Source organism: Serratia sp. ME47 (genome assembly GCF_903970925.1).
Classification (GTDB): Bacteria; Pseudomonadota; Gammaproteobacteria; order Enterobacterales; family Enterobacteriaceae; genus Serratia; species Serratia ureilytica.
Window position 1 is genome coordinate 31,762 of the sequence record NZ_CAJCKE010000012.1, and the last position, 11,626, is coordinate 43,387.

The 11,626-nt window shown below is 61.3% G+C and carries 11 protein-coding genes; 10 read left to right on the top strand and 1 reads right to left on the bottom strand.

Features of this window, described 5'->3' with window-relative positions:
• The first annotated feature begins 1 nt into the window (after position 1).
• The 9 genes from murD (at position 2) to lpxC (ending at position 10,416) form a co-directional block, all read left to right on the top strand.
• On the top strand, positions 2-1,321 hold the full coding sequence (gene murD / locus H7A77_RS13540; protein WP_033651671.1) for a UDP-N-acetylmuramoyl-L-alanine--D-glutamate ligase: 1,320 nt from the start codon (positions 2-4) through the stop codon (positions 1,319-1,321).
• Positions 1,318-2,520, top strand: coding sequence for a cell division protein FtsW (ftsW, locus tag H7A77_RS13545; RefSeq protein WP_015376649.1), 1,203 nt, complete (start codon positions 1,318-1,320; stop codon positions 2,518-2,520). Before murD ends, ftsW begins: the two co-directional genes overlap by 4 nt.
• A gap of 3 nt (positions 2,521-2,523) precedes the next feature.
• Positions 2,524-3,588 (top strand): undecaprenyldiphospho-muramoylpentapeptide beta-N-acetylglucosaminyltransferase, encoded by a 1,065-nt coding sequence (gene murG, locus H7A77_RS13550; protein WP_004932773.1) that lies wholly within the window; start codon positions 2,524-2,526, stop codon positions 3,586-3,588.
• Between the two features lie 83 nt (positions 3,589-3,671).
• On the top strand, positions 3,672-5,147 hold the full coding sequence (gene murC, locus H7A77_RS13555; protein ID WP_025301571.1) for a UDP-N-acetylmuramate--L-alanine ligase: 1,476 nt from the start codon (positions 3,672-3,674) through the stop codon (positions 5,145-5,147).
• Positions 5,140-6,060, top strand: a complete 921-nt coding sequence (locus H7A77_RS13560; protein ID WP_182074307.1) for a D-alanine--D-alanine ligase — start codon at positions 5,140-5,142, stop codon at positions 6,058-6,060. Before murC ends, H7A77_RS13560 begins: the two co-directional genes overlap by 8 nt.
• A 1-nt stretch (position 6,061) precedes the next feature.
• Complete coding sequence (gene ftsQ / locus H7A77_RS13565) at positions 6,062-6,913, top strand: cell division protein FtsQ (RefSeq protein WP_004932761.1); 852 nt, start codon at positions 6,062-6,064, stop codon at positions 6,911-6,913.
• Entirely contained in the window at positions 6,910-8,166 is a 1,257-nt protein-coding gene (ftsA, locus tag H7A77_RS13570) for a cell division protein FtsA (RefSeq protein ID WP_004932758.1), read from the top strand. Before ftsQ ends, ftsA begins: the two co-directional genes overlap by 4 nt.
• Positions 8,167-8,240: 74 nt before the next feature.
• Entirely contained in the window at positions 8,241-9,395 is a 1,155-nt protein-coding gene (ftsZ, locus tag H7A77_RS13575) for a cell division protein FtsZ (protein ID WP_004932757.1), read from the top strand.
• 103 nt (positions 9,396-9,498) lie between these two features.
• Entirely contained in the window at positions 9,499-10,416 is a 918-nt protein-coding gene (gene lpxC / locus H7A77_RS13580) for a UDP-3-O-acyl-N-acetylglucosamine deacetylase (protein WP_004932754.1), read from the top strand.
• 114 nt (positions 10,417-10,530) lie between these two features.
• Here the strand turns inward: lpxC and H7A77_RS13585 are convergent, their stop codons facing one another.
• Positions 10,531-11,046 carry a DUF721 domain-containing protein gene (locus tag H7A77_RS13585; RefSeq protein ID WP_004932751.1) on the bottom strand — a complete coding sequence of 172 codons (516 nt, stop codon included), beginning with the start codon at positions 11,044-11,046 and terminating at the stop codon, positions 10,531-10,533.
• A gap of 26 nt (positions 11,047-11,072) precedes the next feature.
• Between H7A77_RS13585 and secM the strand changes: the two genes are divergently transcribed.
• Positions 11,073-11,603: a secA translation cis-regulator SecM gene (gene secM / locus H7A77_RS13590; protein ID WP_033641856.1), complete on the top strand. Its 531-nt coding sequence runs from the start codon at positions 11,073-11,075 to the stop codon at positions 11,601-11,603.
• Positions 11,604-11,626: the final 23 nt, after the last annotated feature.

The following is an 11,626-nucleotide window of genomic DNA, read 5'->3' on the forward strand; positions in this document are numbered from 1 at the left end:
CATGGCAGACTATCAGGGTAGAAAAGTCGTCATCATCGGGTTGGGCCTCACCGGCCTGTCCTGTGTCGATTTCTTCATGGCGCGCGGCGTGACGCCGCGCGTGATGGATACCCGTATCGCGCCGCCAGGGTTGGACAAACTGCCTGAAAGCGTGGAGCGCCATCTGGGCGATTTGAACCAGGACTGGCTGCTGGCGGCGGATCTGATCGTCGCCAGCCCGGGCGTCGCGCTGGCGACCCCGGCATTGAGCGCCGCGGCTGACGCCGGCGTGGAAATCGTCGGCGACGTCGAACTGTTCTGCCGCGAGGCGCAGGCGCCGATCGTGGCGATTACCGGCTCCAACGGCAAGAGCACCGTCACCACCCTGGTGGGCGAGATGGCGAAAGCCGCCGGTTGGGCGGTGGGCGTGGGCGGCAATATCGGCCTGCCGGCGCTGAGCCTGTTGCGCCAGGAATGTCAGCTTTATGTGCTGGAGCTGTCCAGTTTCCAGTTGGAAACGACGCATAGCCTGCGGGCGGCGGCGGCGACCATCCTGAACGTGACCGAAGATCATATGGACCGCTATCCGTTTGGCCTGCAGCAGTATCGCGGCGCCAAGCTGCGCGTGTATGAAAACGCCGCGGTGTGCGTGGTGAACGCGGACGATGCGCTGACCATGCCGGTGCGCGGCGCCGACGAACGTTGCGTCAGCTTCGGGGCGGACGTGGGCGACTATCACCTGAACCGTCAGCAGGGCGAAACCTGGCTGCGGGTGCGCGGTGAGAAGGTGCTGAACACGCGCGAGATGAAGCTGACCGGCCGCCACAACTACACCAACGCCCTGGCGGCGCTGGCGTTGGCGGATGCGGTCAATATCCCGCGAGCCTCCAGCCTGAAGGCGTTGACCACCTTCACCGGCCTGGCGCACCGCTTCCAGCTGGCCTGGGAGAACAACGGCGTGCGTTGGATCAACGATTCCAAAGCCACCAACGTCGGCAGCACCGAAGCGGCACTGAACGGCCTGCAGGTGGACGGCACGCTGCATCTGCTGCTGGGCGGCGACGGCAAGTCCGCCGATTTCTCGCCGCTGGCGCGCTATCTGCAGGGCGACAACGTGCGGCTGTATTGCTTTGGCCGCGACGGTGCCCAGCTGGCGCAGCTGCGGCCGGAAGTGGCGACGCTGACCGAGACCATGGAGCAGGCGATGCGCACCATCGCCGGCCGCGTACAGCCCGGCGATATGGTGCTGTTGTCGCCGGCCTGCGCCAGTCTCGATCAGTTCCGTAATTTTGAAGTGCGCGGCGATGAGTTCGCCCGCCTGGCGCAGGAGCTTGGCGGATGAAACTACGCTTGCCGAACTTCGGGCTGACAGAACGGCTGAAAGACTGGGTGACCGGCGCGCGCGACAACGACGCGGTCAACATGGTGCTGTACGATCGCACCCTGCTGTGGCTGACCTTCGGGTTGGCGATTATCGGCTTCGTGATGGTGACCTCGGCGTCGATGCCGATCGGCCAACGCCTGGCGGACGATCCGTTCCTGTTCGCCAAACGCGATGCGTTGTACCTCGGCCTGGCGTTCGGCCTGTCGCTGGTGACGCTGCGCATCCCGATGGAAGTTTGGCAGCGCTACAGCAACGTGATGCTGCTGATGTCGATCGTGATGCTGCTGATCGTCCTGGTGGTGGGGAGCTCGGTGAACGGGGCCTCGCGCTGGATCGCGCTCGGCCCGCTGCGTATTCAGCCGGCGGAGCTGTCCAAGCTGTCGCTGTTCTGCTACCTGGCGAGCTATCTGGTGCGCAAGGTGGAAGAGGTGCGCAGCAACTTCTGGGGCTTCTGTAAGCCGATGGGCGTCATGGTGGTGCTGGCGGTGCTGCTGCTGGCGCAGCCGGATCTCGGCACCGTGGTGGTGCTGTTCATCACCACGCTGGCGATGCTGTTCCTGGCCGGCGCGAAAATGTGGCAGTTCCTGGCGATCATCGGCTCCGGCGTGTTCGCCGTGGTGCTGCTGATTATCGCGGAACCGTACCGTATGCGCCGCGTGACCTCGTTCTGGAACCCGTGGGCCGACCCGTTCGGCAGCGGCTACCAGTTGACCCAGTCGCTGATGGCATTCGGCCGCGGCGAGTTCTGGGGGCAGGGGCTCGGCAACTCGGTGCAGAAACTGGAGTATTTGCCGGAAGCGCACACCGACTTCATCTTCTCCATTTTGGGTGAAGAACTGGGCTATATCGGTGTGGTTTTAGCCCTGTTAATGGTATTCTTCGTCGCTTTTCGCGCGATGTCCATCGGGCGCCGCGCGCTGGAGATCGACCAACGCTTCTCCGGCTTCCTGGCCTGCGCGATCGGCGTGTGGTTCAGCTTCCAGGCGCTGGTTAACGTCGGCGCCGCCGCGGGCATGCTGCCGACCAAAGGTCTGACGCTGCCGCTGATCAGTTACGGCGGCTCGAGCTTGCTGATTATGTCGACGGCGATCGTGCTGTTGCTGCGAATTGATTATGAAACGCGCCTGACCAAGGCTCAGGCGTTTGTGAAGAGGTAAGGGATGAGCGGGAAACCTAAGCGTTTAATGGTGATGGCAGGCGGTACCGGCGGGCACGTGTTCCCGGGGCTGGCGGTCGCGCATCATCTGATGGCGCAGGGCTGGCAGGTGCGCTGGCTCGGAACCGCAGACCGAATGGAAGCCGATCTGGTGCCGAAGCACGGGATCGAGATTGATTTTATCCGCATCTCTGGCCTGCGCGGCAAGGGCCTGAAGGCCCAGTTGACGGCGCCGCTGCGGATCTGGCAGGCGGTGCGGCAGGCGAAAGCCATCATGCGCAGTTATCAGCCGGATGTGGTGCTGGGGATGGGCGGTTACGTTTCCGGCCCCGGCGGCCTGGCGGCCTGGCAGTGCGGCATCCCGGTGGTGCTGCACGAGCAGAACGGCATTGCCGGCTTGACCAACCGCTGGCTGGCGCGCATCGCCGCCAAAGTGATGCAGGCCTTCCCCGGCGCGTTCCCGAACGCCGAGGTGGTGGGCAACCCGGTGCGCACCGACGTGTTGGCGCTGCCGTTGCCGGCGGAGCGGTTGCAAGGGCGCGAAGGCCCGATCCGCGTGCTGGTGATTGGCGGAAGTCAGGGCGCCCGCGTGCTGAATCAGACAGTTCCTGAAGTCGCGGCGCGTTTGGGCGATAGAATTACGCTCTGGCATCAGGTTGGCAAGGGCGCGCTGGAAACGGTGCTGCGCGACTACGAGAGGGTAGGGCAGACGCAGCACAAGGTGACCGAGTTCATCGACGACATGGCCGCCGCCTATGCCTGGGCCGACGTGGTGGTCTGCCGCTCCGGCGCGTTGACCGTCAGCGAAATCGCGGCGGCGGGGCTGCCGGCGATTTTCGTGCCGTTCATGCACAAGGATCGTCAACAGTACTGGAACGCACGCCCGCTGGAAGAAGCCGGCGCGGCGAAGATTATCGAACAGCCGCAGTTCAACGCCGATGTGGTGGCCGAACTGCTGGCGAGCTGGGATCGCAAGACGCTGCTGGCCATGGCCGAGAAAGCGCGCGCGGTCGCCATTCCGGACGCCACCGAGCGCGTGGCGGCGGAGCTGGTGCGGCTCGCCAAGTAACGAGTGCAGGGGTTCGGCGCGCCGAACCTGAATAAAAGCAATGTGATGTAGGCCGGGATACCGGATCCGGATTAGAGAGAGTGATGAATACACAACAACTGGCGAAACTACGTACTATCGTGCCCGAGATGCGTCGCGTCCGGCACATTCACTTTGTCGGCATCGGTGGCGCCGGCATGGGTGGTATCGCCGAAGTGTTGGCAAACGAAGGGTATCAGATCAGCGGCTCCGACCTGGCGCCAAATCCGGTGACCCAGCAGTTGAGCGCGCTCGGGGCGACGATTTATTTCAATCACCGTCCGGAAAACGTGCTGGATGCGAGTGTGGTGGTGGTATCTACCGCCATCTCCGCCGACAACCCGGAGATCGTCGCCGCCCGTGAAGCGCGCATCCCGGTGATCCGCCGCGCTGAAATGCTGGCGGAGCTGATGCGTTTTCGCCACGGCATCGCTATCGCCGGCACGCACGGCAAAACCACCACCACGGCGATGGTCTCGAGCATTTACGCCGAAGCCCGCCTGGACCCGACCTTCGTTAACGGCGGGCTGGTAAAGGCGGCGGGCACCCACGCACGACTGGGGTCCAGCCGTTATCTGATCGCGGAAGCGGATGAGAGCGATGCGTCGTTCCTGCATCTGCAGCCGATGGTGGCCGTGGTCACCAACATCGAAGCCGACCACATGGACACCTACCAGGGCGACTTCGAGAACCTGAAGCAGACGTTTATCAATTTCTTGCACAACCTGCCGTTCTACGGTCGCGCGGTGATGTGCATCGACGATCCGGTGGTGCGTGAGCTGCTGCCGCGCGTGGGTCGCCATATCACCACCTACGGCTTCAGTGAAGATGCCGACGTGCGCATCGAAGACTACCGGCAGATTGGGCCGCAGGGGCACTTTACCCTGAGCCGTCAGGACAAACCGTTGCTGACGGTGACGCTGAACGCGCCGGGCCGCCACAATGCGTTGAACGCAGCGGCGGCGGTGGCGGTAGCGACCGAAGAAGGCATCGACGACGAAGATATCCTGCGCGCGCTAGCTGGCTTCCAGGGCACCGGGCGCCGCTTCGATTTCCTCGGCGAGTTTCCGCTGGAGCCGGTCAACGGCAAAGCGGGCAGCGCGATGCTGGTGGACGATTACGGCCACCATCCGACCGAAGTGGACGCCACGTTGAAAGCGGCGCGCGCCGGTTGGCCGGACAAGCGTCTGGTGATGATCTTCCAGCCGCACCGCTACACGCGTACCCGCGATCTGTACGACGATTTCGCCAACGTGCTGTCGCAGGTGGATGTGCTGCTGATGCTCGACGTGTACGCCGCCGGCGAAGCGCCGATCCCGGGCGCGGACAGCCGCTCGCTGTGCCGCACCATCCGCAGCCGCGGCAAGCTGGATCCGATCCTGGTTTCCGATGCCGATACCGTGCCGGAAACCCTGGCGCAGCTGTTGCAGGATGAAGACCTGGTGCTGGTGCAAGGCGCCGGCAACGTGGGCAAAATCGCCCGTAAACTGGCCGAGCTGAAGCTGCAGCCGCCGAAGAAAGAGGAGGAGCACCATGGTTGATAAAGTTGCAGTTCTGCTGGGTGGCACCTCCGCTGAACGTGACGTTTCTCTGCAGTCCGGCGCCGCGGTGCTGGCCGGGTTGCGCGAAGCCGGTATCGATGCGCATGGCGTCGATACCCGCGATTTCCCGGTGACCCAGCTGAAAGAGCAGGGGTTCACCAAAGTGTTTATCGCGCTGCACGGCCGCGGCGGCGAGGACGGCACCCTGCAGGGGCTGCTGGAGTTTCTCGAGTTGCCTTATACCGGCAGCGGCGTGATGGCCTCGGCGCTGACCATGGACAAATGGCGCACCAAGATGGTGTGGCAATCGATGGGCTTGCCGGTGGCGCCTTACGTGGCGCTGAATCGCCAGCTGTATCTCGGCGCCGAAAAAGCGGCGCTGCTGGCGCGCGTGGCGGATCTCGGCCTGCCGGTGATCGTCAAGCCGAGCCGTGAAGGCTCCAGCGTCGGCATGAGCAAGGTCACCGAAAGCGCGGCGTTGGCAGCGGCGTTGGAAGAAGCCTTCCGCCATGACGACGATGTGCTGGTGGAGAAGTGGTTGAGCGGCCCGGAATACACCGTGGCGATGCTGGGCGACCAGGTGTTGCCGTCGATCCGCATCCAGCCGGCCGGCGTGTTTTACGACTATCAGGCCAAGTACATTTCGGACGATACGCAGTACTTCTGCCCGAGCGGTTTGAGCGCCGAGCAGGAAGCCGAGATGGCGGCGTTGGCGCTGCGCGCCTACCGCGGTCTGGACTGCAGCGGCTGGGGCCGCGTCGACGTGATGCAAGACAGCGATGGCAGCTTCTATCTGCTTGAGGTAAACACCTCTCCGGGCATGACCAGTCATAGCCTGGTGCCGATGGCGGCGCGCCAGTTTGGATTAAGCTTCTCGCAGCTAGTGGCGAGAATTTTGGAGTTGGCCGACTGATATGTCGCAAGCTGCCCTGAATGCGCGCGATCGCGAGGTGGATAACGGCCCGCGCCGCAGCAATGGAACCCAGTTGGCGGGAATGATTTTCCTGCTGATGGTGTTGGGAACGGTCGTGTGGAGCGGTTGGGCGGTGCTTGGCTGGATGAAAGACGCCAGTCGCCTGCCGCTCTCAAGGCTGGTGGTGACCGGCGAACGCCATTACACCACCAACGATGATATTCGTCAGGCGATCCTGGCGCTGGGCGCGCCCGGCACCTTTATGACGCAGGATGTGGACGTTATCCAGCAGCAGATCGAACGTCTGCCGTGGATCAAGCAGGCCAGCGTGCGCAAACAATGGCCGGATGAGCTGAAGATCCATCTGGTGGAGTATGTCCCGGTGGCGCGCTGGAACGATTTGCACATGGTGGACGCCGAGGGCAAAGCGTTCAGCGTGCCGGCGGAGCGGGCGGGCAAGCAGAAGTTGCCGCTGCTCTACGGGCCGGAAGGGAGCGAGCAGGATGTGCTGGAAGGCTATCGGGCGATGAGCGCCACGTTGGCGGCCAGCAAATATACGCTGAAAATGGCGGCGATGACCGCGCGCCATTCCTGGCAGCTGGCGCTGGACAACGATGTCCGGCTTGAGCTGGGGCGCGATGACCGCAACGGGCGTTTGCAGCGGTTTATCGAGCTTTACCCGGTATTGCAGCAGCAGGGCCAGGCGGAGAGCAAGCGTGTCAGCTATGTCGATTTGCGCTACGAGTCCGGCGCTTCGGTAGGGTGGGCTCCGGTGTTGGTCGATCCGCAGGCGCTTGGCGGTCAGCAAAACAGTAATCAGCAACAGAATCAGGCACAGGCAAAACAACAATGATCAAGTCGACGGACAGAAAACTGGTAGTTGGACTGGAGATCGGTACTGCAAAAGTCTCCGCGTTGGTAGGGGAAGTTCTGCCCGATGGCATGGTCAACATTATCGGGGTGGGCAGCTGCCCGTCTCGCGGCATGGATAAGGGCGGCGTAAACGACCTGGAGTCGGTGGTGAAGTGCGTACAGCGCGCCATCGATCAGGCCGAGCTGATGGCGGACTGCCAGATCTCGTCGGTGTACCTGGCGCTGTCGGGCAAACACATCAGCTGCCAGAACGAAATCGGCATGGTGCCTATCTCGGAAGAGGAAGTGACGCAGGACGACGTGGAGAACGTGGTGCACACCGCCAAATCGGTGCGCGTGCGCGACGAACACCGCATCCTGCACGTGATTCCTCAGGAATACGCCATCGATTATCAGGAAGGCATCAAAAACCCGGTTGGGCTGTCCGGCGTGCGCATGCAGGCCAAGGTGCATCTGATTACCTGCCATAACGATATGGCGAAGAACATCGTCAAGGCCGTGGAACGTTGCGGCCTGAAAGTTGACCAACTTATTTTCGCCGGTCTGGCCGCGAGCTACGCGGTGCTGACCGAAGATGAACGCGAACTCGGCGTTTGCGTGGTGGATATCGGCGGCGGCACCATGGATATGGCGGTGTACACCGGCGGTGCGCTGCGCCACACCAAAGTGATCCCTTACGCCGGGAACGTGGTCACCAGCGATATCGCTTACGCCTTCGGCACGCCGCCGACCGACGCGGAAGCGATTAAAGTTCGACACGGTTGTGCGCTTGGGTCGATTGTTAGCAAGGATGAGAATGTAGAGGTGCCTAGCGTCGGGGGACGTCCTCCGCGCAGTCTGCAAAGACAGACGCTGGCTGAAGTCATTGAGCCACGCTACACCGAACTGTTGAATCTGGTTAACGATGAAATTTTGCAATTGCAGGAGCAACTGCGTCAGCAAGGGGTTAAGCATCATCTGGCGGCAGGTATCGTGCTGACCGGTGGCGCCGCCCAGATTGATGGCCTGGCAGCCTGTGCGCAACGGGTGTTCCACACCCAGGTACGCATCGGCCAACCCTTGAACATCACGGGTCTGACGGATTATGCGCAGGAGCCTTACTACTCGACGGCGGTAGGTCTGCTGCACTATGGAAAAGAGTCTCACCTGAGCGGTGAGACAGAAGTAGAAAAACGCGCCTCGGTGGGCAATTGGTTTAAACGCATCAATAGCTGGCTGAGAAAAGAGTTTTAATGTTTCAACAAAGAGATCATGCTGAGTAATCTTTTTATGATCTCGCAGCGACAGGCACAAAACGGAGAGAAACTATGTTTGAACCAATGGAACTAACCAATGACGCGGTGATTAAAGTCATCGGCGTCGGCGGCGGCGGTGGCAACGCCGTTGAACACATGGTGCGCGAGCGCATCGAAGGTGTTGAATTCTTCGCTGTGAACACGGACGCCCAGGCGCTCCGCAAAACGGCGGTTGGCCAAACCATCCAGATTGGTAGCGGTATTACCAAAGGTCTGGGTGCGGGCGCGAACCCGGAAGTGGGTCGCAATTCAGCGGAAGAAGACCGCGAAGCCCTGCGCGCAGCGCTGGACGGCGCAGACATGGTCTTCATCGCAGCCGGCATGGGCGGCGGCACCGGTACCGGTGCGGCGCCAGTGGTGGCTGAAGTGGCTAAAGATTTGGGTATTCTGACCGTGGCCGTGGTGACCAAGCCTTTCAACTTCGAAGGCAAAAAGCGCATGGCATTCGCGGAGCAGGGTATCGCTGAACTGTCCAAACACGTGGACTCACTGATCACCATCCCGAACGACAAGCTGTTGAAAGTTCTGGGTCGCGGCATCTCCCTGCTGGACGCGTTCGGCGCGGCCAACGACGTGCTGAAAGGCGCGGTGCAGGGTATCGCCGAGCTGATCACCCGTCCGGGCCTGATGAACGTCGACTTCGCCGACGTGCGCACCGTGATGTCCGAAATGGGCTACGCGATGATGGGTTCTGGCGTGGCTTGCGGTGAAGACCGCGCCGAAGAAGCGGCCGAAATGGCGATCTCCAGCCCACTGCTGGAAGACATCGACCTGTCCGGCGCGCGCGGCGTACTGGTCAACATCACCGCCGGCTTCGACCTGCGTCTGGATGAGTTCGAAACCGTGGGTAACACCATCCGTGCGTTCGCTTCCGACAACGCCACCGTGGTTATCGGTACCTCGCTGGATCCGGAAATGAACGACGAACTGCGCGTAACCGTGGTTGCAACCGGTATCGGTATGGACAAGCGTCCTGAAATCACCCTGGTGACCAATAAGCAGGCCAGCCAGCCGGTGATGGATCACCGTTATCAGCAGCACGGCATGTCGCCTCTGCCGCAGGAAGTGAAACCTGCCGCGAAGGTGGTCAACGACCAAGCTGCGCAGCCGAATAAAGAGCCCGACTATCTTGATATTCCAGCCTTCCTGCGTAAACAGGCAGACTAAGAATATCCTGAGAATTTGGAATCTCCGCTCTTTGTGCTAAACTGTCCCGCCAGCCATGCTGTATGCTTGGCTGGTAGGATGGATAACATTGCGAGATAAAACGATGATCAAACAAAGGACATTAAAACGTATTGTTCAGGCGACTGGCGTCGGTTTGCATACCGGCAAGAAAGTCACGCTGACAATGCGCCCAGCGCCGGCTAATACCGGGGTCATCTATCGTCGCACTGACTTGAATCCACCGGTTGATTTTCCGGCTGATGCAAAATCCGTGCGTGATACCATGCTCTGTACTTGCCTGGTGAATGAGCATGACGTGCGTATTTCGACCGTTGAGCATCTTAACGCCGCGCTGGCTGGGCTGGGTATCGACAACATCGTCATCGAAGTCGACGCCGCTGAAATCCCAATCATGGACGGCAGCGCCAGTCCGTTCGTGTTCTTGCTGCTGGATGCCGGCATCGAAGAACTGAACTCGGCGAAGAAATTCCTGCGTCTGAAAGAGACCGTACGCGTTGAAGATGGCGACAAGTGGGCCGAGCTGTCCCCGCATAACGGGTTCCGCCTGGACTTCACCATCGACTTCAACCACCCGGCCATCGACGCCAGCTCTCAGCGCTATCGTCTTGATTTCTCGGCTGAGTCGTTCGTGCGTCAAATTAGCCGCGCGCGCACCTTCGGGTTCATGCGTGATATCGAATACCTGCAGTCCCGCGGCCTGGCCCTGGGCGGCAGCTTCGACTGCGCCATCGTGGTAGACGACTACCGCGTGCTGAACGAAGACGGTCTGCGTTTCGAAGACGAATTCGTACGTCACAAAATGCTGGACGCCATCGGCGACCTGTTCATGTGCGGCCACAACATCATTGGCGCGTTCACCGCGTTCAAGTCTGGCCACGCGCTGAACAACAAACTGCTGCAGGCCGTGCTGGCCAAGCAGGAAGCGTGGGAATACGTGACCTTCCAGGACGAAGCCGAAATGCCATTGGCATTCAAGGCACCGTCCACCGTATTGGCGTAAGGTCTGCATTCCTCGCCTGCGAATAACGGCAGGCGCATCCCCTCAGAGCCTGAGAATTCAGGCTCACGATGGTGTGGTGCCAGCAGTCCGGTATTTTGCAGTCCGTGTCGCTGATTACTTATCACGACTGGTTGTGTTGGTACCCTCTCCGGCCAATGCAGCCAGCCGTTCCAATATCTTGCGCAGTTTCTCCGGGCTACGGCTCGCCAATCCCCTCAGCTCTTCCGCACTCTCCAGACTCAAATGCCGCATCGGCACGGGTTTTTCCGGCGCTTTTTCGGCGTTTTGCACCTGGTTGCTGCCTTTCGCCATCAAGGCCGGATTAATCCTGATGTCGATCGACGACAATGATGGTAGAATTTGTGCTCGTAGTGCAGACAGCAAAGCGGGTTGTTCGTAGCGCAAGCGCATCATCCAACTGGCATTTGCCGTTTCGAGCACTAAAATACCCTGTCGGAAATTCGCGACGCGGCACCAGGGATGCAGGGGAGCGGGCAACAGGCCCTTCACTGCACGGTTAAGCTTGAGCAGCGCCACCGCGCGTTGCTGGACGTTATGCAGCGGCCCTTTGCTGCCGGCAGACGCGTCGTCGAACAGGACATCTAATAATTGTGGACGGCTATCGCGCATAATGGGCTCCGGCGGATTATAAACTCGTGATCGGTATTCTAAATCGTTGGCGACAATTTGGCAGACGTTATTTCTGGCCCCATCTCCTGTTAGGGATGGTTGCGGCCACGCTTGGCGCGCCTTCCAATTTGTCCGGCGCACCCGATCAGGCCGCATTGCCGAGCACATCGTCCAGCCTTAACCGGCAAAATTCGGCCAACGGCACCTTCAACAGCCTGGCCCTGCTGCAGGACGCGCATCGCCGTCCTACCTTCAGCGTAGATTATTGGCAGCAACATGCGCTGCGCACCGTCATTCGTCACCTCTCTTTCGCGCTGGCGCCGCAGGCGGTTTATGCGCGGGTGCAGGAGAGCGAAGCCGAAGCGGAACCCCCTTTGCAGGTAGCGCAACTGGCGCTGCTTTCTACTCTCAACGCGCTGCTGACGCACGAGCCGAAGCCGCCGACCATCATTCGCCACACCCACCTTGAGGTGCTGCCAACGCTGGCGCGGCACCAGACCGGCCTGTGGGTGGCGCAGGTGCAGGGCATTCGCGCCGGGCCCGTCGCCCTCGTCTGATCTCGCCCTTTGGGCACAAAAAC